Below are 22,614 nucleotides of genomic sequence, written 5' to 3'. Positions count from 1 at the left end.
ACCTGAAGCCACCATGACGCTAAAAAGACTTTCTGTTGTATTGCTGGCCTGCCTGACGCTTTCCGCCTGTGGCGGTGTCGATCCCAATTCTCCCCTGGGCCAGCGCAAGGCGATCTTCAAGCAGATGCTCAAGACCGGCGAGGACCTGGGGGGCATGTTGCGTGGGCGGATTCCTTTCGACGGCGCGCGCTTTGCCGAAGGCGCGGTGAAACTCGACAGCCTGTCCCATGAGCCGTGGAAGCACTTCCCCGAGGTCAAGGAAGAGGATCACAGCAGCGCCACCGATGACGTCTGGCGCAAGCAGGCGCGTTTCCAGGAGTTGGCCCGCACCCTGGAAGCCGCCACCGGTGAGCTGGTGACGATCAGCCAGGTCCAGCCCTACAAGGCCAGCAATCTGGGGCCGGCGGTGCAGAAGGTCGAGGATGCTTGCAGCGCCTGCCACAAAGAGTTCCGCAATCACTGATTGGCGGCTCTGCTGAGCAGGGCCGCGGCATCAGGTTGCTTACTTGTCCAGTTCGTCCAGGGCTTGCTGCAGTTCCTTGCGCGACTCGGCAAGCTTGTCCTTGCGCTTGTTGATCTTCTCCGAGTCACCTTTCTTCATGGCTTTTTCCAGGTCGGCCTGGCGTCGGCTGACCTCATGCTTGGCCTCAAGCACTTTGTTTTCCCGCTCTTTCTTCAGCGAGGCGTCGGTGCAGTGGGCGGTCACTTCGCTCAGGGCGCGCTCCAGGCCGGCCTGCTGATTGCTGTTGCCGTGGGCCTTGGCCTGTTCGATCTGGTTCATGATGGCCTGGCGCTTGGCGGCGCAGCCGGTCAGCTCGGGGGCCTGCTCGGCGGCCAGCAGTGGCGCGCTCATCAGGCTGCAGAGGGTCAGGGTGGCGAGCGATGGAAAAAGTTTCATTGAAGGCTCCAGGTGAAAAAGATCAAGAAATAACCAATAAAAATACTGACTGTTGTACCGGGAATGGGCTGTTGGAGCGTATTCCGGCTTGGGTGGTTCCACGTGCCATCGGGCTAAAAACCTTCGATACCGGCGCTGTTCAGGGCGCCTTGCAAGGCCAGGACCTCTGGAGCGCGAAAAAACGCCACCAGTTGTGCGGCCCGCTCCGCTCCGATACCGGCTTCATTCTGCCAGTCCAGGCTGCTTTTCATGGCCAGGGCCTGCCATGGCCCGCTCAGGTCGGCCGAGCCACTGGGCGGGATGCCGAGGGCTTTGAGCCAGCGTGGGAAGGGCTGTTGCCTGGCGCTGTGCAGGCTCTCGAGCAAACGCTTGCTGCTGCGATCACCAAAGCCGGCAATGTTAGCAAGCTCTGCCTGATCCAGGGTCAGCCAATCCAGCAGGCCTTTGATACGGCCTGTTTCAACCAGCCGGGCCCAGGTCCGGCTGCCGATATTCTGCAGGTTCAGGCCTTGTTTGCTGCTGAGCCAGGTCAGTCGGGCCAGAAATTGTTCCTCGCAGCCGGGTGATGGCTGCCAGCAACTCAGGAAGTGAAAGTCGGCTTCTCGCGGGGGCTGGATGCTTTGGCGCAGGGTGCTTCTGAGTACCACTTCATCCAGGCGCGGGATGCTCAACCCGGCGAGACTGATGGCTACCTGATCGCCGGGAACGATATCCAGGGATCGCCAGCGTTGCAGTGAGCCGAGACTGACACGGCGGATCTGCCGGTCGTCCAGGGTCACCGGCTCGATCTCCAGCAGGGGCGTGATGCGCCCCGTGCGGCCGATACGAAAATCGACTTGACGAACGCTGGCCAGCACCTGGGCGTAGGGGTACTTCCAGGCGGCAATCCAGTATGGGGCCTTGGCCTGCCAGCGTTCGGCGGCGGGACGCCGGCTTTGCCGCAGGATGATGCCGTCACTGGCAAAGGGCAGTGGCGAGCGATACCAGCGGGCCCGCCACTGTTGTGCATCGGCGAAGCCGCCTATGGGTCGGCTGTACTCGCGGGGTTCGGCAAAACCCAGGGCTGCCAGTTGTTCCAGGCGTTCGCTCAATGTAGCCGGGCCCTGGGGCCAGTCCCAGACAAACAGCCCGATCTGCGCGGCCTCCGCCGCTGTCAGCTGTTTGCGAGCCATCCAGCCTGCCACCCGGTTGCGCGCCTTGAGGCTGCCGGAGCGAGCCTGGACATGCTGCTCCAGGCGCAGATAGAGCTCTCCTTGCAGCAACAGGTCGACGGGCCGTGACAGTCGTTTGGGTATGGCCTCGATTTGCCAGGCTGCACGGGTCCAGTCATGGCCATGCACGCCGTCGCCACGGCTGAGTGCTTGCTGGAACTGCCCCTGGTGGTAGATCAGGGTCACCGCTACGCCGTCGACCTTGGGTTGCGCCCAGATGTCGTCGCGGCCCTTGAGCCACCCCGTCACGGCATTGGCATCGGCGAGTTTTTCCACTCCTGTGTGGGGGATGGGGTGGCGGATGCTGCCCCCGGCGCCGAGCAGGGGCTGGTCCATTGCCCGGGGAGCCTGAGGGAAGCACTGGCGCCAGGTGAGCAGGCGCTGGCGGGCCTGATCGTAGAGCTCATCCGCCACCAGTGATCGGCCGTCACGGTAGTAGCTGCTATCCCAGCGCTGCAGTTGCTGCTGCAGGGCGGTGATTTCATCGGTGGCACGGGGAACCGGCCAGTCGGGGCAGGCGGCCTGGGCGAAGAATGGAGTGAGGCTCAGCAGCACAACGGCTCTTGGCAGCATGGGGAGCATCCTTGCTCTATGGGTCATGCGCTAAAGGCTAGAGGGGATTGGCTGACGGCCGGGATGAAGGTGGTTGCGAGGTGTTTCCCCGTCAGGGAACACCTGTGTCCTTGCTCGCTCGGCCCCGTACCAGCAGCGGTTTGCGGGATGAGCAAGAAACCCCAGGCGACAAAAAAGCCCCGCCGGGCGAGCCGGGCGGGGCTTTGGATGTTGCCAGGTGAAGCTTACAGGCCGGCAGCGGCGCGCAGGGTGTCGGCGCGGTCGGTCTTTTCCCAAGTGAAGGTGGTGAAGGTGTCGTCACCCACGGTCTTGGTTTGCGGAGCCCGGCCGAAGTGACCGTAGGCGGCGGTTTCCTGGTACATCGGGTGCAGCAGGTCGAGCATGGTGGTGATTGCGTAGGGGCGCAGGTCGAACACTTCGCGTACCAGCTTGATGATCTTGTCGTCGCTGATCTTGCCGGTGCCGAAGGTGTTCAGCGAGATCGAGGTCGGTTGGGCCACGCCGATGGCGTAGGACACCTGGATCTCGCAGCGCTCGGCCAGGCCGGCGGCAACGATGTTCTTGGCCACGTAGCGACCGGCGTAAGCGGCGGAACGGTCGACCTTGGATGGATCCTTGCCGGAGAACGCGCCACCGCCGTGACGGGCCATGCCGCCGTAGCTGTCGACGATGATCTTGCGGCCGGTCAGGCCGCAGTCACCTACCGGGCCACCGATGATGAACTGGCCGGTCGGGTTGATGTGGAACTGGGTGTCCTTGCTCAGCAACTCGGCAGGCAGCACGTGCTTGACGATCAGCTCCATCACGCCTTCGCGCAGGTCGTTGTAGGACACCTCGGGGTTGTGCTGGGTCGACAGCACCACGGCATCGATACCGACCACCTTGCCGCCTTCGTAGCGGCAGGTGACCTGGGATTTGGCGTCCGGGCGCAGCCAAGGCAGCAGGCCCGATTTGCGGGCTTCGGCCTGGCGCTGGACCAGTTGGTGCGAGAAGGTGATCGGCGCCGGCATCAGCACCTCGGTTTCGTTGCTGGCGTAGCCGAACATCAGGCCCTGGTCGCCAGCGCCCTGATCTTCCGGCTTGGCGCGGTCGACGCCCTGGTTGATGTCGGGGGACTGCTTGCCAATGATGTTCATCACGCCGCAGGTAGCACCGTCGAAGCCGACGTCGGAGCTGGTGTAGCCGATATCGCAGATCACATCGCGAACGATCTGTTCCAGGTCGACCCAGGCGCTGGTGGTGACTTCGCCGGCAACAATGGCCACGCCAGTCTTGACCAGGGTCTCGACCGCTACGCGGGCGTGCTTGTCCTGGGCAATGATGGCGTCCAGCACCGCATCGGAAATCTGGTCAGCGATTTTATCCGGATGCCCTTCAGACACGGACTCGGAGGTGAAAAGGGAGTATTCGCTCATCTTGAAGGTTTCCTAAATTTACCGATGGTGAGTGTCGCCAGCCGGTCGCTGAAAATGGCGAACCTGGATCTGGAAACCATTACGTAAGCCTACATACAGGCTTTCCCCGGGAGTCAGTCCCGCAGCGGTGGCCCAACGGGCCAAATCATCTTGTTCGAACCCTAGCCAGAGATCGCCGCAAGCCTCTTTGGCCCAACTCTGGTTGTGGCTGCACAAGTCTGTCACTAACAGGCTGCCGCCTGGTTGCAGCAATTGGGCCATCTGCTTGAGGGCCTCGGCCGGCGCGGCGAAATGGTGCAGGACCATGTTCAGCACCACGCAATCGGCCTGCAGCTGTACACCGTTCAGTGCATCGGCCAATTGCAGGCTGACGTTAGCCAATGTTTCGCGTTCGCACAGCTGGCGTGCCAGCTCCAGCATCGCCGGGCTGTTGTCCAGCGCGGTAACCCGGGCAAAGCGTCGGGCCAGCTCGGGGAGAAATCCACCGTCGCCGGGGCCGACTTCAATGGCCGTGGCCACTGGGTCGAAACTCAGTTTGTCCAGCAGCGCCAGCACACTGTCGCGATACTGGGGCAGTCCTGCGATCAGGTCCTGCTGGGCGCGGAATTTTTCCGCCACCCGGGAAAAGAAGTCCTGGCTGGCTGCAGCCCGCTGCCGGTGCACCAGGCTGATCCGGGCCTGTACCTCGCCCGGCAGGTTCAGCTGGTCGACCTCTTCCAGCAAGGCTGCGTGCAGTTTGCCGCCCAGGAGCCCGGTATGGGGCAGGGCGCGGCGATAGAAAATCGCATTGCCTTCACGGCGGGTCGCCACCAGGCTGGCCTGGGCCAGGACCTTCAGGTGGTGGCTCATGCCCGACTGGCCGATGGCGAAGATCTGCGCCAGCTCCAGCACACCAAACGAATCGTTGCTCAGCGCGCGCAATACATTCAGCCGCAGGGGGTCGCCGCCGGCCTTGCACAGGGCCGCCAGTTCGTCGCAATTGTCATGGCTGATGGCAGGCGCGGGCAGGTTCATGGGGCAGCAGTCTAGAGATGCCCGCAAATGCTCGCAAGGCCAATATCAAAAAGTTTTGATATTGGTGCCTGTAGGGGCTTTTCCAGAGCCTCTGCTTCTACAGTCAACGAGCGGCGAAGGGGTTTCATCAATGGATTGTGTCTTCAACAGGGGAAAAACATGCCTGAGTGACTATCTGTCATTGCCCCCGCCTGACGCCTGAGGGAAAATGCAGGCCTTTTTTCCGTTTCGTTTTATTCAATCCCCAGGAGATCAGCGATGCCAAGCCGTCGTGAGCGTGCCAACGCCATTCGTGCCCTCAGCATGGATGCCGTGCAAAAAGCCAACAGCGGCCATCCAGGTGCCCCTATGGGTATGGCGGATATCGCCGAAGTACTTTGGCGTGACTACCTGAAGCACAACCCGAGCAACCCATCCTTCGCCGACCGCGACCGCTTCGTGCTGTCCAATGGCCACGGCTCGATGTTGATCTACTCGCTGCTGCACCTGACCGGCTACGACCTGTCGATCGATGACCTGAAGAACTTCCGCCAGCTGCACAGCCGCACCCCGGGCCACCCGGAGTTCGGTTACACCCCAGGCGTGGAAACCACCACTGGCCCGCTGGGCCAGGGCCTGGCCAACGCTGTGGGATTTGCCCTGGCGGAGAAAGTCCTGGCGGCGCAGTTCAACCGTCCAGGCCACAACATTGTCGACCATCACACCTACGTGTTCCTGGGTGATGGCTGCATGATGGAAGGCATTTCCCACGAAGTCGCTTCCCTGGCCGGCACCCTGGGCCTGGGCAAGCTGATCGCCTTCTACGATGACAACGGCATCTCCATCGACGGCGAAGTCGAAGGCTGGTTCACCGACGACACGCCCAAGCGTTTCGAAGCCTATAACTGGCAAGTGATCCGCAACGTCGACGGCCACGATCCGGAAGAGATCAAGACCGCCATCGACACCGCGCGCAAGAGCCCGCTGCCGACCCTGATCTGCTGCAAGACCACCATCGGTTTCGGTTCGCCGAACAAGCAGGGTAAGGAAGATTGCCACGGCGCCCCACTGGGCGACGCGGAAATCGCCCTGACCCGCCAGGCGCTGAACTGGAACTACGGTCCGTTCGAAATCCCGGCCGACATTTATGCCGAGTGGGATGCCAAGGAAAAAGGTCGCGCTGCCGAAGCCGAGTGGGACCAGCGTTTCGCGGCCTATTCCGCTGCCTTCCCAACCGAAGCCAACGAACTGGTACGTCGCCTGAGCGGTGACCTGCCTGCCGACTTCGCCGAGAAGGCCGACGCCTACATCGCCGAAGTGGCCGCCAAGGGCGAAACCATCGCCAGCCGCAAAGCCAGCCAGAACACCCTGAATGCTTTCGGCCCCCTGCTGCCGGAAGTGCTTGGTGGGTCGGCCGACCTGGCCGGTTCCAACCTGACCCTGTGGAAAGGTTGCAAGGGTGTCAGCGCTGAAGATGCCAGCGGCAACTACATGTACTACGGCGTGCGCGAGTTCGGCATGACCGCCATCATGAACGGCGTTGCCCTGCACGGCGGCCTGGTGCCTTACGGCGCGACCTTCCTGATGTTCATGGAATACGCCCGCAACGCAGTGCGCATGTCGGCGCTGATGAAGAAGCGTGTGATCCATGTCTACACCCACGACTCCATCGGTCTGGGCGAAGACGGCCCGACGCACCAGCCGATCGAGCAACTGACCAGCCTGCGTACCACGCCGAACCTGGACACCTGGCGCCCGGCCGATGCCGTTGAATCGGCGGTGGCCTGGAAGAACGCGCTGGAGCGTAAAGACGGCCCTTCGGCGCTGATCTTCTCGCGTCAGAACCTGCAGCACCAAACCCGCGATGCCGGCCAGATCGCCGACATCAGCCGCGGTGGCTATGTGTTGAAGGACTGCGCAGGCGAGCCTGAACTGATCCTGATCTCCACCGGTTCGGAAGTCGGCCTGGCCGTTCAGGCCTACGACAAACTGACCGAGCAAGGCCGCAAGGTGCGCGTGGTTTCCATGCCTTGCACCAGCGTGTTCGATGCTCAGGACGCTGGCTACAAGCAATCGGTTCTGCCGCTGCAGGTCAGCGCACGTATCGCGATCGAAGCGGCTCATGCCGACTTCTGGTTCAAGTACGTGGGTCTGGAAGGTCGCGTGATCGGCATGACCACCTACGGCGAATCGGCTCCGGCTTCGGCACTGTTCGAAGAGTTCGGCTTCACCCTGGACAACATCCTGGGCCAGGCCGAAGAGTTGCTGGAAGACTAAACCCGGAAGCCGGGTTGTCTGTACTGACGCAATCGCGAGCAAGCTCGCTCCTGCAGGGATGTATACCGTCCTTGTGGGGGCGAGCTTGCTCGCGATGACGATGGCGCAGGCAGCACGAAGCTGATGGTTTCACCACCGGTCATTGAGAACCCCATGCCTCAACCGCGTCCCTACAAAGTTGCACTCAACGGCTACGGCCGGATTGGTCGTTGCGTCTTGCGTGCTCTGTTCGAGCGAGGGGCTGCGGCCGGGTTCGAGATCGTTGCCATCAACGATCTGGCCGACATGGCCAGCGTTGAATACCTGACACGCTTCGATTCCACCCACGGGCGTTTTCCCGGTGAGGTGAAGGTCGATGGCGATTGTCTGCATATCAATGGCAACTGCGTGAAAGTGTTGCGCAGTGCCACCCCCGAAGGCATCGATTGGGCGTCCCTGGGCGTCGATCTGGTGCTGGAATGCTCCGGTGCCTACCACACCCGCGAAGACGGCCAGCGTTTCCTCGACGCCGGCGCGCCGCGGGTGCTGTTCTCCCAGCCGATGGCCAGCGAGGCGGATGTCGACGCCACCATCGTCTATGGGGTGAACCAGGACTGCCTGAGCGGCGACGAACGGCTGGTGTCCAACGCCTCCTGCACCACCAACTGCGGCGTGCCGCTGTTGCGCCTGCTGGATCAGGCCATTGGCCTGGAGTACGTATCGATCACCACCATTCACTCGGCGATGAACGACCAGCCGGTGATCGACGCCTATCACCATGAAGACCTGCGGCGTACCCGTTCGGCCTTCCAGTCGGTGATCCCGGTGTCCACCGGTCTGGCGCGGGGTATCGAGCGCCTGTTGCCGGAACTTGCCGGGCGAATTCAGGCCAAAGCAGTGCGGGTGCCGACGGTGAACGTGTCCTGCCTGGACATCACCATGCAGACCGTGAGCGATACCGACGCCACCGAGGTCAACCGGATCCTGCGCGAGGCCGCCACCAGCGGTCCGCTCAAGGGCCTGCTGGCCTACACCGAGCTGCCGCATGCCAGCTGTGATTTCAATCATGATCCCCATTCGGCGATCGTCGATGCCAGTCAGACCCGTGTTTCCGGCCCCCGGCTGGTGAACATCCTGGCCTGGTTCGACAACGAATGGGGCTTTGCCAACCGAATGCTGGACGTAGCTGGGCACTACCTGCACACAGCCGCTCCACGCACTGACACTCAACTCTCTGTTTCTGAAGAACAGTAACCCAGGAATTGCGACCCATGACCGTGTTGAAGATGACCGACCTCGATCTGCAAGGTAAGCGCGTGCTGATCCGTGAAGACCTCAACGTCCCAGTCAAGGACGGTGTTGTCACCAGCGATGCGCGAATCCTGGCTTCGCTGCCGACCATCAAGCTGGCCCTGGAAAAAGGCGCGGCAGTGATGGTCTGCTCGCACCTGGGCCGCCCGACCGAAGGCGAGTTTTCCGCCGAGAACAGCCTCAAGCCGGTAGCCGACTACCTGAGCCGCGCCCTGGGTCGCGAAGTACCGCTGGTGGCCGACTACCTGGGTGGTGTCGAGGTCAAGGCCGGCGACATCGTGCTGTTCGAGAACGTGCGCTTCAACAAGGGCGAGAAAAAGAACGCCGACGAGCTGGCCCAGCAATACGCCGCCCTGTGCGACGTGTTCGTGATGGACGCCTTCGGCACCGCGCACCGCGCCGAGGGTTCGACCCATGGCGTGGCCAAGTTCGCCAAAGTGGCTGCTGCTGGTCCTTTGCTGGCCGCTGAGCTGGACGCGCTGGGCAAGGCCCTGGGCAACCCGGCCAAGCCGATGGCGGCCATCGTTGCCGGCTCCAAGGTGTCGACCAAGCTGGACGTGCTCAATAGCCTGAGCCAGATCTGCGACCAGTTGATCGTCGGTGGCGGCATCGCCAATACCTTCCTCGCCGCTGCCGGGCATCCGGTGGGCAAGTCGCTGTACGAGCCGGACCTGCTGGACACCGCTCGCGCCATCGCCGCCAAGGTCAGCGTACCGCTGCCGGTGGACGTGGTGGTGGCCAAGGAATTTGCCGAGAGCGCTGCGGCCACCGTCAAGCTGATCGCCGATGTGGCCGATGACGACATGATTCTCGACATCGGCCCGCAGACTGCCGCGCAGTTCGCCGAACTGCTGAAATCCTCCAGGACCATCCTCTGGAACGGTCCGGTGGGCGTGTTCGAATTCGACCAGTTCGGCAATGGCACCAAGGTCCTGGCCCAGGCCATCGCTGACAGCGCCGCGTTCTCCATTGCCGGCGGCGGCGACACCCTGGCAGCCATCGACAAATATGGCGTAGCCCAGCAGATCTCCTACATTTCTACCGGTGGCGGCGCCTTCCTCGAGTTCGTCGAGGGCAAGGTGCTGCCGGCGGTTGAAGTCCTGGAAGCCCGGGCCAAGGCCTGAGGCCTCGATTGGCCGGGCAAAGGAGTGTTCTGATGGTCAAGACGTTGCCACTGTTGGTCGCCGTGGCGTTGCTGGCGGGCTGCTCCAGTGCCCCCAAGGCAACGCCTGCGGAGGATGCCGGCGAGGTGCAGAAAGGCTGCTACCAGGCTGACTGGCAGGCCGAGACGGCTCCGGTGATCAACAAGCGCCTGGGCCCTGAGGGCCTGGAGAAGTACGAGACGCCGTCAAAGGCCAGGGAACAGGGTTGCCCTTGACGGGTCAGATGGGTTAACGCAACGCGCCGGGGCCTGTTGGCCGCCTGCCGAGGAACATTGATGAAAGGTTTGATCGCCGTGGCGATGCTGGGCTTGTTGGCAGGTTGTGCCAACCTGAACCTGCTCAAGTCGCCGACCACTGACAACTGGACCACCTGGACCTGCGACAGCCAGGCCCAGGTGCTCTGGCGCTACACCGACGACAGCCGCAAGGCCGTCGACGTGCGCCTGGGGGGCGACGACCAGGTACGCCGCCTGAAGCTTGAGCCCAGCGGTTCGGGCTCGCTGTACAGCGACGACATGCTGGCGTTTCACGTCAAGGGCGAGGAGGGCCTGGTCTACTGGGTCGCCACCAATGACCTGATCGGCCGCGGCTGCAAGGCCATGTAGGGGCTGGCTTGCCAGCGGAGGCGGCCTCCAGACCTGTGCAAGGTTCAAGGCCCCTTTCACCGGCGAGCCGGCTCCTGCATGGCTGTAGAAATTTGGTTTTAACGAATGGAACAGAGCGGGTTGACCCCCGATCTGCAATCACTTGAATAGCAGTCGCCGCTACGGCAGGCTTGCACGATTAACGACCCTCGACCGGGAGACACACACACAATGGCACTCATCAGCATGCGCCAGATGCTGGACCACGCAGCCGAGTTCGGCTACGGCGTTCCAGCTTTCAACGTCAACAACCTTGAGCAGATGCGCGCCATCATGGAAGCCGCTGACAAGACTGACTCCCCGGTGATCGTCCAGGCTTCGGCCGGCGCCCGCAAATACGCCGGCGCGCCTTTCCTGCGTCACCTGATTCTGGCTGCCATCGAAGAGTTTCCGCATATCCCGGTGTGCATGCACCAGGACCACGGCACCAGCCCTGACGTCTGCCAGCGCTCCATCCAACTGGGCTTTTCCTCGGTCATGATGGACGGCTCCCTCGGTGAAGACGGCAAGACCCCGACCGACTACGAATACAACGTCCGTGTTACCCAGCAAACCGTAGCCATGGCTCACGCCTGCGGCGTGTCGGTAGAAGGCGAACTGGGCTGCCTGGGTTCGTTGGAAACCGGCATGGCCGGTGAAGAAGACGGTATTGGCGCCGAGGGCGTGCTGGACCACAGCCAGATGCTGACCGACCCGGAAGAAGCCGCGGACTTCGTCAAGAAGACCCAGGTGGATGCCCTGGCCATCGCCATCGGTACCAGCCACGGCGCCTACAAGTTCACCAAGCCGCCTACCGGCGACGTACTGGCCATCGACCGTATCAAGGAAATCCACAAGCGCATCCCCAACACTCACCTGGTGATGCACGGTTCCTCTTCGGTGCCGCAAGAGTGGCTGGCGATCATCAACCAGTACGGTGGCGACATCAAGGAAACCTACGGCGTGCCGGTTGAAGAAATCGTCGAAGGCATCAAGTACGGCGTGCGCAAGGTCAACATCGACACCGACCTGCGCCTGGCGTCCACTGGTGCCATGCGCCGCCTGATGGCCACCAACCCCAGCGAGTTCGACCCGCGCAAGTTCTTCGGCGCCACCGTGACCGCCATGCGCGATGTCTGCATCGCCCGTTACGAAGCCTTCGGCACCGCCGGCAACGCCTCGAAGATCAAGCCGATCTCCCTGGAAGCCATGTTCCAGCGTTACCTCAAGGGTGAGCTGAACGCCAAGGTCAACTGAGCCTAAGCGTCGAACGAAGAAGCCCGCAGCGATGCGGGCTTTTTTGTATTCGAAGCTCTTGCCTTCGTAGGCGCTGGCTTGCCCGCGAAGAGCGCCTTTGGGCGGATGCCGGGCTCAAGGGCGCCTTCGCCGGCAAGCCGGCTCCTACGCAGGGAGGGGGGTCAGGTCTTGTTGTGGTCGATGTCCAGCTTGGAAAAGGTCACCTTGCCGCCTTCGCTGGTATAGCCGGTGTTGTCCTGCACATAAACCCCGGCCTTGAAGTACAGCGGCTTGTCGCGCCAGGTCGCGCTCAACTGGCTGTCCCACTGATAGCCGGCAGCGCTGACGCCCAGGGCGCCGCCCGGGCTCAGGTGGATCAGGTAGGAAAACTCCCGGTCCATGGGCACGTTCTCGGCAATGGTGATGACACGGCCTTCCTCGTCGTCCGGGTGCAGGCGCACCTTGGCCACGATGTTGCCGCTGCCCTTGCTGGTCTTGTACTGGTACTCGACCTTCACCAGCGGCTTGGTGCTGTTGTAGGCGTGGATCTGGCCGATGACGATCTTGCCCGAGGAGGGCACCTGGTTCACCGCCAGGGTCGCGTACAGCAGGTTGTCCGCTTCGGGGTAGGTCCAGTTGCGCAAGGTGCCGTTGGAGTAGGTCTCGCGCAGCTCGGTGCGCGGGTAGATGGCGTTCTCGGTTTTCGAGCCGGTCACCGGCGACCAGAAGAACAGGGTGCCGGTATCGGAGTGGAAATACTGGTCCTTGAACCCCTTGACCAGTGTCGGGGTGTCGATGGTCGCCGGCGGGCTGCCGACGGGAACGCTGAGGTTCCAGGTTGCCAGGTCGATCATGGTGGTTTTCCGCAAGGCATGACTGATGCAGGTGGCCGAAGGCTTTAGCCTGCGCTTCTTAGGGGGTCTTTATAGCGCAGAAGCGGCGCTTGGCGAGGCCCGTATGGCGGATATATGGCGTCAGCAAAATGTCGAAATGCCATCTATCCCGGTTCTTATGCGGCAACTCTGTGACCGTTAGTCGGGAGCTGCGGCCATTGGCGAAGTGATGGCGTGCTGACTGCTTCTGCTTTTGAGGATCCGGGTCTAGAGTGAAACCTCAGGTTTTACCGGGTTTTTAAATCCGTTCAGTCTTATTACAGACAAGAGAAGCAGCATGGAATGCGTGCAACCAGAGGCAGCCGAAGGCCACTCCACTCTTCTGATCGTCGATGACTATCCTGAAAACCTCCTCAGCATGCGTGCTCTGTTGCAGCGCCAGGACTGGCAGGTGATGACCGCCGCCTCGGGGGTCGAGGCCCTGGGCCTGCTGCTCGAACATGAAGTGGACCTGGTGTTGCTGGATGTACAGATGCCCGGCATGGATGGCTTCGAAGTCGCCCGCCTGATGCGTGGCAGCCAACGTACCCGGCTGACCCCGATCATCTTTCTCACCGCCAACGAACAGTCTCAGGACGCTGTGATCAAGGGCTATGCCAGTGGCGCCGTGGACTACCTGTTCAAGCCGTTCGACCCACAGATTCTCAAGCCCAAGGTCCAGGCCCTGCTGGAGCATCAGCGCAACCGCCGGGCCCTGCAGCACCTCAGCCACGACCTGGAGGTGGCACGGGCCTTCAATGCCTCGGTGCTGGACAACGCTGCCGAGGGCATCCTGGTGGTGGACGAGGGCGGGTGCGTGCGTTTCGCCAATCCGGCGGTCTCGCGCCTGCTCAATGCCCAGGTCAAGGAACTGGAAGGCTCGCCCTTTCTCGACTACCTGCAAAAGCCCCACGTTCCCGACTGGAGCGGCTCCGAGCTCTACGCCTGTTATCGCCGGGGCGAAACCTATCGCCTGCACGACGCTCAGATGCGCACCGTGCCCGGCCAGTTGATCAGCGTGGCCTTGTCCTGTGCGCCCTTGCCCAGTGACCAGAAAGCAATGGTGGTCACCCTGCTGGACATGTCCGAAGTGCGTCACCTGCACCAGCAACTGGAATACCAGGCCGTGACCGACCCGCTGACTGGCCTGCTCAACCGCCGCGGCTTCTATCAGACGGTGGAAAACATCCTGCTGCGCAGCGACCGCTCGGGAAAGTCCCTGGTCCTGCTCTACCTGGACCTCGACGGCTTCAAGCGGGTCAACGACTCCCTGGGGCACGACGCCGGCGACCGGGTGCTGCGCTGGGTTTCCGAACAACTGAAGGACTGCCTGCACTCCTTCGACATTCTCGGGCGCATGGGCGGCGACGAATTCACCGCGCTGCTGGAGCTGAGCTTCCCCGAGCAGGCGGCGAAGATCGCCGAGAAGCTGATCGAACGCCTGTCCATCAACCAGCAGATCGATGGCCTGGAGGTGGTGCTGGGGGCGAGTATCGGCATCGCCATCTACCCCGACTGCGGCTCCAACCTGGACGGCCTGTTGCGGGCGGCGGACATCGCCATGTACGAAGCCAAGCGCGCCGGCCGCCAGCAGTACCGCTACTACGATCACGAGATGAATGGCCGCGCCCGTTCGCGGCTGATGCTCGAGGAAAGCGTGCGCAGCGCCGTGGAGCGCAAGGAATTCACCCTGGTGTACCAGCCCCAGGTGGCCATTGCCGACGGGCGCCTGCGCGGTTTCGAAGCCTTGCTGCGCTGGCGTCATCCGAGTGTGGGCGACGTGCCTCCGGGGCTGTTCCTGCCCCTGCTTGAGGAGGCACGGCTGATCAGCCGCCTGGGCAGTTGGATCTATCAACAGGGCGCGGCCCAGCGCAAGGACTGGGAGCAGGTGTTCAGCCCCGACCTGGTGCTGGGCGTCAGCCTCAGTGCCACCCAGTTCAACATGCCCAACCTGGTGGCCGAGCTGCGTCAGGTGCTGTCGCGCCATGGCCTGCAACCGCGCCAACTGGAGGTGGAGGTTACCGAGGCCGCCTTGACCCAGAACCTGGATGACACCCGCAAACAGTTGCAGCTCCTGCGTCAGCTGGGGGTGCGGGTGGCCCTGGACGATTTCGGCTCGGGCAGTTGTTGCCTGGCCTACCTGCGTGACCTGCAACTGGACACCCTCAAGCTCGATCGCCACCTGATCGCCCGCCTGCTGACCTCGCCAAGGGATGCCGCCATTGCCCGGTGCGTGATCGACCTGTGCAAGCAGTTCGACCTGCTGGTGATCGCCGAGGGCGTGGAAACCCTCGAGCAATACCAGTGGCTCAAGGCCAATGGCTGCGAGTATGTGCAAGGTTTCCTGGTGGCTCGGCCGCTGACCGCCAGTATCGCCAGCCAGTTTGCCCAGCCCTTTGACTGGAGCGCGCTACAGGCCTGAATTCGCTACACTGGCGCCTTTTATGCCCTGCGTTGCCCCTTCATGACCGCACTCAAATACCTCCAGGCCTATCCCGTTGCCTTGCAGCAGCAAGTGCGCCAGTTGATCGATGAACAGCGCCTGGGCGACTACCTGAGCCAGCGTTACCCGGGCCGGCACGCTGTACAGAGCGACAAGGCGCTGTACAGCTACGCTCTGGAGCTCAAGCAGGAATACCTGCGCAATGCGCCGGCCATCGACAAGGTGCTGTTCGACAACCGTCTGGACCTGACCCACCGTGCCCTGGGCCTGCATACCACGGTTTCCCGGGTGCAGGGCGGCAAGCTCAAGGCCAAGAAAGAGATCCGCATCGCTTCGCTGTTCAAGGAGGCGGCGCCGGAATTCCTGCAGATGATCGTGGTGCACGAGCTGGCCCACTTCAAGGAGTCGGATCACAACAAGGCGTTCTACAAGCTCTGCGAGCATATGCTGCCGGGCTATCACCAGCTGGAGTTCGACCTGCGGGTCTACCTGACCTGGCGCGACCTGCAAGGCAAGGCGGGAGCGCCGGATTAACCCCTGAAGGCAAGGAGTGGGCGATGGATGTGAGCAAGACCAAGAGCAGTTTCTACCGCCGCCTGTATGTGGCGTACCTGATCGACAGCGGCCTGGCCAGCAGCGTGCCGGCGCTGACCGAGGTCACCGGCATGCCACGGCGCACCGCCCAGGACACCATCGCGGCCCTGGCGGACCTGGACATCCTCTGCGAGTTCGAGCAGCAGGACGGCGCGCGCAACCATGCCGGGCGTTACCGGATCCACAACTGGGGCGCCATCGACAAGGGCTGGATCGAGCCCAACCTGCGGCAGATCAAGGCCGTGCTGGGCTATCCCTGAGGCTCAGGAGCGACGCATGCCGATGTGAGGAATATCGTCCTCCAGGTATGCTTCGCCCGCCACCACGAAACCGTAGCGGCCGTAATAGGCCTGCAGATGAGCCTGGGCCGAGAGGTAGATCGGCGTTTGCGGCCAGTGCCGCTCGGCCTGCTTCAGCGCCTGCTCCATCAGGGTGTGGCCCAGGCCCTGGCCACGGGCCTGTTCAGCGATGACCACGCGGCCGATGACCACATCGCCGCCCTGGGAAGTCGGGTCCAGCAGGCGCAGGTAGGCCAGCAACCGGTCGCCGTCCCAGGCCATCAGGTGGCAGGTATCGCCTTCAAGGTCGCGGCCGTCGACTTCCTGATAAGGGCATTTCTGTTCCACCACGAAGACTTCGGTGCGCAATTGCAGAATCGCGTACAACTGTTCCTTGCCCAGGTCGGTGTGGTGTTTGCAGACCCATTCGATGGTCATCTTCATATCCTGTATTGAGTGCTGCGCGAAATAGTAAGCACATCGCCACGGGATGTCTTGCCGGTTGTCACGCAGAAATTGTTTCTGTGAGATGGGTCAAAATGCCACTACTGAGATCACTGGTATTTGTCTTCTTTGTGTAATCTGTTTTCAAGACCTGTGCATGGGTTCTGATGAGCTAATGTTAGGAGCTGGGCCGACCTGTGCCGCACAGGCCGCGACCCTGGAGTATGGGCTGGAACGCGCTGGGCCCAGGGCCCGCTAAGGATCTATTAGCATGCTGCGACTGCATCGAGCTTTGGCTTTGATCGGATTGCTGTTGCTGGGCCAGAGCGCTTTTGCCGAAAGGCTGCGGCTGGTCGCCGATGCCTGGCCACCCTTTACCGACGCGACCCTGGTCAATGGCGGCGTGGCCACCGACATTGTCAGCACCGCGCTGTCCCGCGCCGGCTATTCCAGCGAATTCGAGCAGGTGCCCTGGGCCCGGGCCCTGCTGGGCATCGGCGAGGGGCGCTACGACGTGCTGGTGAATGCCTGGTACAACGAAGAGCGCACCCAGTTGGGGCAGTTCTCCGCGGAATACATGGTCAACCGCGTGCGCTTCATCAAGCGCAAGGACGCGCCGCTGGAATACAGCAACCTCAAGCAGCTGCATGAGTACCCGGTGGCAGTGGTGCGTGGCTACGCCTATTCCCCCGAATTCGACAATGACCCCGACCTGCAGAAGGTGCCGGTGCACAACTTCGCCATGGCGGTGCGCATGCTGGCGGCGGATCGGGTCAAGCTGACCCTGGAAGACGAATACGTGGCCCGCTACTACTTGGCCCGGGAGTCACCGCGGGTACGCAATGCGGTGGAGTTCCTGCCCAAGCCCCTGAGCGAGAACAGCCTGCATATCCTGGTCAGCCTGAAGAACCCCGAGCATGCGCAGATCGTGGCCAGGTTCGACAAGGAAATCGCTGCCATGAAAGCTGACGGCAGCTACGACCGCCTGCTGCGCCAGCACGGCATGTAACCGAAGATGCAGGAGCTGGCTTGCCAGCGAAAGCGACTCCGGACCGTGCATGAGTCTTGCGGCCCCTTTCGCCGGCAAGCCGGCTCCTACGGTTTTGCGTTGTCGCTGGTGTCCTTGATCAGATGCGCCGCCAGGGTCCGCAACGGGCCCAGCTGACGGCAGATCAGCGCCAGTTGGGTCTGCACCAGGCGCTGGCCTTCGTCGACCTCGTCGGGCATCTGCTCCAGCTCATTGGCCAGGGCTTCTTCGGCATCGCTCTGGATATCGATCGGGATCTTGTTGGCCAGACCCTGGGCAATCTCGTCGATGCTGGCCGCCAGGCTGACCCCGGCGCCTTCGATCAAGTGCTCGCGAACCTCGTCCGGCAGCCGGGTTTCGCGGTGTGCGCCCAGGCCCGAGAGGTAGCTGAGCAAGGTGTGGGACAGCACCAGGAAGCGAAAGCCCACGTCCGCTTCCTTACGGAAATGCCCGGGTTCCATGAGCATGTTGGCCAGGGTGGTGGACAGCGCGGCGTCGGCGTTGTGGGCGTTGCGCCGGGCCAGGCGGTAGGCCAGGTCGTCGCTCTTGCCGGCGGCGTACTGCTGCATGATCTGGCGCAGGTAGATGCTGTTGCAGGTCAGGGTGTTGGCCAGCACCTTGTTCAGGCGCCGGCCCTGCCAGTCCGGCAGGAACAGGAACACCGCCAGCCCGGCGATCAGGCTGCCCAGCAGGGTATCGAACAGCCGCGGCAGGAACAGCCCATAACCGTCGCCCACCTGGTTGAAGCAGAACAGCACCATCAGGGTGATGGCCGCCGTGGCCAGGGTGTAGCGGGTGGTGCGGTTGGTGAAGAACACCACCCCGGCGGCAATGGCGAACAGCGACTGCACCAAGGGGCTGGGGAACAGGTCGAACAGCGCCCAGGCAATGGTCAGGCCGATAGCGGTGCCGATGATCCGCTGGCCCAGCTTGCGCCGGGTAGCGCCGTAGTTGGGCTGGCAGACGAACAGGGTGGTGAGGATGATCCAGTAACCCTGGGAAGGGTGGATCAAATGCACCATGCCGTAGCCGATGCTCAGCGCCAGGGGCAGGCGCAGGGCATGGCGGAACAGCAGCGAGGTTGGCGTCAGCTGGGTGCGCAGGCGGGTCCAGACATCCTTGAAGTTGCGTGGCGAACGGTCCAGCAAGCTGCTGTCGGTGGCGTCCGCCAGGGCGTCGGGGTTGCTGGCGTCGCTGAGCAGGCGGTCGAGGGTGCCGAGGTTGGCCGCTAGGGCTCGCAATGAGCGCAACAGCCCGCGCCAGGCCGGGTTGCTCTGGATCCGCAGGTGTTCCAGGGAAGCGTGCAGGTCGCCCAGGGCCTCGGCGAAGGTGGCGTCATAGACGAACGGCTGGCGCAACTGGATGGATTCGGCCAGGGCACGGCAGGCCTTGCCCTGCTGGCGCAGCAGGCGCTGGCAGCGGAACAGCACGTCGCTGTGGAAAAACGCCTCGGTCAGGGCGTTGTACGGGTAGTGGGAAGAGCTGGCGCGCTCGTGAATGTCCTGGGCCAGGAAGTACAGCTTCAGGTAGCGGCTGACCTTCGACCCCGGCCGGCCGTTGCCCACCCGGTGCAGGATGATTTCCTTGGCGACGTTGAGGGCCGCCACCACCTTGCCGTTCTGCTTGGCCAGTTCCAGGCGCCGGGCCTCCACGTCCAGCTGGCGGATGGGCTCGAACAGAGAGGACTTGAGCTTGAGGTAGTAACCCAGTTCGCGAAACAGCCGGGCCAGGCTCTGCTGCACCGGCTGGTTGGAAAACAGCGCCTGCCACAGCACCGACAGCAGGCCGTACCAGGCGGCGCCGGCCACCAGCAGCAGCGGCTCGTGCCAGAAATCGATCACCGCGCCGCCGCGCTGGTCGACGCCGATCATGGTGTAGACCGAGAGGATCAGGGTCGCCGAGGCGATGGCGCCATAGCGTTCGCCCAGCGCCCCCAGCATGGTCAGGCCGAAGCTGGCCAGGGCCAGGGCGATGGCGAAGATCCAGGGGTAGGGGAACAGCAGTTCCACCGACAGCGCGGCAATGCTGAAGCACACCAGGGTTACGGCCAGGGAATTGAGCCGGCCTTGCCAGCTGTCGTCGGTTTCCGCCAGGGCGCTGGCGATGATGCCGAGGAACAGCGGGATCAGCAGGGCCATTTCATCCTGATACCAGCACAGCGCCATGCTGCCGGTCAGGGCGATGAACACCCGCACGCTGTAGCTGAATTTATCCAGCGCCCAGAGGCGGCGCAGGGATTGGCGAAAAGAGGTCGAGGACATGGAGTAGGGCAGGCCTTCCGGGGCGATGCAGCTAAATTGAGCCAGTATTGACGACGGCGCAATGCCGTCGTCACATCGGCCGGCAAATTCTGTTGCCGTTGCCGGTCGGACACCTGTAGCCGCTGCCGCAGGCTGCGACAGGTCCGCAGGACCTCAGCGGACATTGGATCGCCGCGCCCCTTCGGGTCGTTCGCAGCCTGCGGCAGCGGCTACAGGGACACGCAGCGGCTCAGACGTATTGGGCCGCCGCGTAGCCCGAGGCCCAGGCCCACTGGAAGTTGAAGCCGCCCAGGTGGCCGGTGACGTCTAGCACTTCACCGATGAAATACAGCCCCGGGCTCTTCAGCGATTCCATGGTCTTGGACGAAACTTCCCGGGTGTCGACGCCGCCCAGGGTCACTTCGGCGGTGCGGTAGCCCTCGGTGCCCGCCGGTACCAGTTGCCAGCTGCCGAGTTTCTGCGCCACGTCCGCCAGCTCCGCCGGGGTGTACTGCTTCATCGGCTTGGAGACGAACCAGTGGTCGGCCAGCAGGCCGGCCATCTTCTTGGTGAAGATCTCCCCCAGGAGGGTCTTGAGCTCGCTGTTGGGGCGCTCGGCCTGCTGCTGTTGCAGCCAGCCCAGGGCGTCGTGGTCCGGCAGCAGGTTGATCTCGACGCTGTCGCCGGGCTGCCAGTAGGAGGAAATCTGCAGGATCGCCGGGCCGCTGAGGCCGCGGTGGGTGAACAGGATGTTCTCGCGAAAGCTCTGGTCGTTGCAGCTCACCAGGCAATCCACCGAGGTCCCCGACAGCTCGCTGCACAGTTCCTTGAGCTGGTCGGTGATGGTGAACGGCACCAGGCCGGCACGGGTCGGCAGCAGTTCGTGGCCGAACTGTTTGGCCACCTGATAACCGAAGCCGGTGGCGCCCAGCGTCGGGATCGACAGCCCGCCGGTGGCGATCACCAGCGATTGGCACTGAACCTGGCCGAGGGTGGTGTCGAGCAGGTAGCCGCTTTCGACCTTTTCGATGGTCTGGATCGAGGTGTCCAGGCGCAGCTCCACGCCGACCTGATCGCACTCGTCGAGCAGCATGCCGAGGATGTCGCTGGACTTGTTATCGCAGAACAGCTGACCGAGTTTCTTCTCGTGGTAGGGCACGCCGTGCTTGGCCACCAGGCCGATGAAGTCCCACTGGGTGTAGCGCGCCAGGGCCGATTTGCAGAAGTGCGGGTTCTGCGACAGGAAGTTGGCCGGTTCGGTGTACATGTTGGTGAAATTGCAGCGGCCACCGCCGGACATCAGGATTTTCTTGCCGGCCTTGTTGGCGTGGTCCAGCAGCAATACCTGGCGGCCCCGGCCGGCCGCGGTCAGGGCGCACATCAGGCCGGCGGCGCCGGCGCCAATGATCACGACTTCGGTAGAACGCAAAACGGTGTCCTCATTAGGAGCGAACGACCCTGCGGCAGAGGCTACAGGTCAAGCAGTGGGGTTAGAGGACGCGCACGCGCAGCGAACGGCCCTTGATCTTGCCGTTGTTCAGGCGCTGCAGCGCCTGCATGACCACGGTGCGCTCAACCGCCACATACGACTGGAAGTCGAAGATCGCGATCTTGCCGACCTGGGCGCCCGGGATGCCGGCGTCGCCGGTCAGTGCGCCGAGAATATCCCCCGGACGTACCTTGTCCTTGCGCCCGCCGGCGATGCACAACGTGCTCATCGGTGGCTGCAGCGGGGCGCCGCCCTGGGACTTGAGGTTATCGACCTGATCCCAGTTCAACGGGGCTTTCTGCAGTTGTTCGATGGCTTGCGCGCGATGGGCTTCGGACGGTGCGACGAGGCTGACCGCGATGCCTTTCTCGCCAGCGCGACCGGTACGGCCAACGCGGTGAATGTGGATTTCCGAATCGCGGGCCAGCTCGACGTTGATCACCATGTCCAGCGCATCGATGTCCAGGCCACGGGCGGCAACGTCGGTGGCGACCAGTACCGATGTGCTGCGGTTGGCAAACATCGCCAGCACCTGATCGCGGTCACGCTGCTCCAGGTCGCCGTGCAGGCCGACAGCGGAGATGCCTTTGGCGGTCAGGTGATCGACGGTTTCCTGCACTTGCTGCTTGGTGAAGCAGAACGCCACACAGGAGGCCGGGCGGAAGTGGTGCAGGACTTTGGTCACTGCGCTCATGCGCTCTTCCGGTGAAATCTCGTAGAAGCGCTGCTCGATCTGCGTATCGTCGTGGAACGCTTCGGCTTTCACCGTTTGCGGATCGCGCATGAATTTCGACGCCAGTTGCTTGATGCCCACCGGGTACGTGGCGGAGAACAGCAGGGTCTGGCGGCGCGACGGGGTCTTTTCGATGATGTCTTCGATGGCGTCGTAGAAGCCCATGTCGAGCATGCGGTCGGCTTCGTCGAGCACCAGCGTGTTCAGGCCGTCGAGCACCAGCGAACCCTTGCGCAGATGCTGCTGGATACGCCCTGGGGTGCCGACGATGATATGCGCACCGTGCTCCAGGGAGGCGATCTGTGGCCCGAACGACACGCCGCCGCACAGGGTCAGGACCTTGATGTTGTCTTCGGCGCGAGCCAGCCGGCGCACTTCCTTGGCCACCTGGTCGGCCAGCTCGCGAGTCGGGCAGATCACCAGGGCCTGGCAGCCGAAGTAGCGCGGGTTGATCGGGTTCAGCAGGCCGATGCCGAAGGCCGCGGTCTTGCCGCTGCCGGTCTTGGCCTGGGCGATCAGGTCCATGCCCTTGAGGATCACCGGCAAGCTCTGCGCCTGGATCGGCGTCATCTGGGCATAACCGAGGGAGTCGAGGTTAGCCAGCATGGCGGGAGACAGGGGCAAAGTATTAAAAGCGGTGGCAATGGTGGTCACGGGACTGGCCTGCAAAACAAAATGTCGCGCAGTGTATCAGTCCCGCTCCCACAACCTGCAAATTCTGGACGAGCAGCCGTGCAGGGGCGGTTTTGTGTAGGCGCTGGCTTGCCAGCGAAAGCGGCCGCGAGGTTGGCGCAGGGCCCGGGGGCCTCTTCGCC

The 22,614-nt window shown here is 63.1% G+C and carries 20 protein-coding genes; 11 read left to right on the top strand and 9 right to left on the bottom strand.

What is annotated here, in order from left to right; genetic code table 11:
- Positions 1-13 precede the first annotated feature (13 nt).
- A complete protein-coding gene (locus PFLCHA0_RS28645) occupies positions 14-463 on the top strand; it encodes a c-type cytochrome (protein WP_011063965.1) in 450 nt (149 codons plus the stop codon).
- Positions 464-502: 39 nt separating this feature from the next.
- Here PFLCHA0_RS28645 and PFLCHA0_RS28640 read toward each other — a convergent pair whose 3' ends face one another.
- The 4 genes from PFLCHA0_RS28640 to PFLCHA0_RS28625 form a co-directional block, all read right to left on the bottom strand.
- Entirely contained in the window at positions 503-898 is a 396-nt protein-coding gene (locus tag PFLCHA0_RS28640) for a DUF1090 domain-containing protein (protein ID WP_011063964.1), read from the bottom strand.
- A 113-nt stretch (positions 899-1,011) separates the two neighbouring features.
- On the bottom strand, positions 1,012-2,682 hold the full coding sequence (gene ligB / locus PFLCHA0_RS28635) for an NAD-dependent DNA ligase LigB (RefSeq protein WP_015637336.1): 1,671 nt from the start codon (positions 2,680-2,682) through the stop codon (positions 1,012-1,014).
- A gap of 224 nt (positions 2,683-2,906) precedes the next feature.
- On the bottom strand, positions 2,907-4,097 hold the full coding sequence (gene metK / locus PFLCHA0_RS28630; protein WP_015637335.1) for a methionine adenosyltransferase: 1,191 nt from the start codon (positions 4,095-4,097) through the stop codon (positions 2,907-2,909).
- A gap of 18 nt (positions 4,098-4,115) precedes the next feature.
- Positions 4,116-5,111, bottom strand: coding sequence for an ArsR/SmtB family transcription factor (locus tag PFLCHA0_RS28625; protein WP_015637334.1), 996 nt, complete (start codon positions 5,109-5,111; stop codon positions 4,116-4,118).
- Between the two features lie 258 nt (positions 5,112-5,369).
- On the opposite strand from PFLCHA0_RS28625, the gene tkt reads away from it, so the two are divergent.
- From tkt to fba, 6 genes are all read left to right on the top strand, one after another.
- A complete protein-coding gene (gene tkt, locus PFLCHA0_RS28620) occupies positions 5,370-7,367 on the top strand; it encodes a transketolase (protein ID WP_011063960.1) in 1,998 nt (665 codons plus the stop codon).
- A gap of 153 nt (positions 7,368-7,520) precedes the next feature.
- Positions 7,521-8,600, top strand: coding sequence for an erythrose-4-phosphate dehydrogenase (epd, locus tag PFLCHA0_RS28615; protein WP_011063959.1), 1,080 nt, complete (start codon positions 7,521-7,523; stop codon positions 8,598-8,600).
- A gap of 17 nt (positions 8,601-8,617) precedes the next feature.
- Entirely contained in the window at positions 8,618-9,781 is a 1,164-nt protein-coding gene (locus PFLCHA0_RS28610; protein ID WP_011063958.1) for a phosphoglycerate kinase, read from the top strand.
- Between the two features lie 32 nt (positions 9,782-9,813).
- On the top strand, positions 9,814-10,035 hold the full coding sequence (locus PFLCHA0_RS28605; protein WP_015637332.1) for a hypothetical protein: 222 nt from the start codon (positions 9,814-9,816) through the stop codon (positions 10,033-10,035).
- Between the two features lie 60 nt (positions 10,036-10,095).
- Positions 10,096-10,425: an MliC family protein gene (locus PFLCHA0_RS28600; protein WP_011063956.1), complete on the top strand. Its 330-nt coding sequence runs from the start codon at positions 10,096-10,098 to the stop codon at positions 10,423-10,425.
- A gap of 210 nt (positions 10,426-10,635) precedes the next feature.
- The gene (gene fba, locus PFLCHA0_RS28595; protein ID WP_003229012.1) at positions 10,636-11,700 is read left to right on the top strand and encodes a class II fructose-bisphosphate aldolase; all 1,065 of its coding nucleotides are present in this window, start codon (positions 10,636-10,638) and stop codon (positions 11,698-11,700) included.
- 161 nt (positions 11,701-11,861) lie between these two features.
- On the opposite strand, the gene PFLCHA0_RS28590 is transcribed toward fba, so the two are convergent.
- A complete protein-coding gene (locus PFLCHA0_RS28590) occupies positions 11,862-12,533 on the bottom strand; it encodes a polysaccharide lyase family 7 protein (protein ID WP_011063955.1) in 672 nt (223 codons plus the stop codon).
- A gap of 316 nt (positions 12,534-12,849) precedes the next feature.
- Between PFLCHA0_RS28590 and PFLCHA0_RS28585 the strand changes: the two genes are divergently transcribed.
- The 3 genes from PFLCHA0_RS28585 to PFLCHA0_RS28575 are packed head-to-tail and all read left to right on the top strand — an operon-like array spanning position 12,850 to position 15,848.
- The gene (locus PFLCHA0_RS28585; protein ID WP_015637331.1) at positions 12,850-14,973 is read left to right on the top strand and encodes a putative bifunctional diguanylate cyclase/phosphodiesterase; all 2,124 of its coding nucleotides are present in this window, start codon (positions 12,850-12,852) and stop codon (positions 14,971-14,973) included.
- A gap of 42 nt (positions 14,974-15,015) precedes the next feature.
- Positions 15,016-15,528 (top strand): YgjP-like metallopeptidase domain-containing protein, encoded by a 513-nt coding sequence (locus PFLCHA0_RS28580; RefSeq protein ID WP_015637330.1) that lies wholly within the window; start codon positions 15,016-15,018, stop codon positions 15,526-15,528.
- A gap of 23 nt (positions 15,529-15,551) precedes the next feature.
- The gene (locus PFLCHA0_RS28575) at positions 15,552-15,848 is read left to right on the top strand and encodes a winged helix-turn-helix domain-containing protein (protein WP_011063952.1); all 297 of its coding nucleotides are present in this window, start codon (positions 15,552-15,554) and stop codon (positions 15,846-15,848) included.
- Positions 15,849-15,851: 3 nt separating this feature from the next.
- On the opposite strand, the gene PFLCHA0_RS28570 is transcribed toward PFLCHA0_RS28575, so the two are convergent.
- Positions 15,852-16,304 carry a GNAT family N-acetyltransferase gene (locus PFLCHA0_RS28570; RefSeq protein ID WP_015637329.1) on the bottom strand — a complete coding sequence of 151 codons (453 nt, stop codon included), beginning with the start codon at positions 16,302-16,304 and terminating at the stop codon, positions 15,852-15,854.
- A gap of 277 nt (positions 16,305-16,581) precedes the next feature.
- Here PFLCHA0_RS28570 and PFLCHA0_RS28565 point away from each other — a divergent pair, with 277 nt between their 5' ends.
- Positions 16,582-17,319 (top strand): substrate-binding periplasmic protein, encoded by a 738-nt coding sequence (locus PFLCHA0_RS28565; RefSeq protein WP_011063950.1) that lies wholly within the window; start codon positions 16,582-16,584, stop codon positions 17,317-17,319.
- Positions 17,320-17,405: 86 nt separating this feature from the next.
- On the opposite strand, the gene yccS is transcribed toward PFLCHA0_RS28565, so the two are convergent.
- From yccS to dbpA, 3 genes are all read right to left on the bottom strand, one after another.
- Entirely contained in the window at positions 17,406-19,598 is a 2,193-nt protein-coding gene (gene yccS, locus PFLCHA0_RS28560; RefSeq protein ID WP_015637328.1) for a YccS family putative transporter, read from the bottom strand.
- Positions 19,599-19,827: 229 nt separating this feature from the next.
- Positions 19,828-21,006 (bottom strand): BaiN/RdsA family NAD(P)/FAD-dependent oxidoreductase, encoded by a 1,179-nt coding sequence (locus PFLCHA0_RS28555; RefSeq protein ID WP_011063948.1) that lies wholly within the window; start codon positions 21,004-21,006, stop codon positions 19,828-19,830.
- 61 nt (positions 21,007-21,067) lie between these two features.
- Positions 21,068-22,405, bottom strand: a complete 1,338-nt coding sequence (dbpA, locus tag PFLCHA0_RS28550; protein WP_230493580.1) for an ATP-dependent RNA helicase DbpA — start codon at positions 22,403-22,405, stop codon at positions 21,068-21,070.
- Between the last annotated feature and the right edge of the window lie 209 nt (positions 22,406-22,614).

This window comes from Pseudomonas protegens CHA0 (assembly GCF_000397205.1).
In the GTDB taxonomy this organism is placed as follows: domain Bacteria; phylum Pseudomonadota; class Gammaproteobacteria; order Pseudomonadales; family Pseudomonadaceae; genus Aquipseudomonas; species Aquipseudomonas protegens.
Note: the sequence above shows the minus strand (reverse complement) of the source record. Positions and strands in the feature narration are given on the sequence as shown.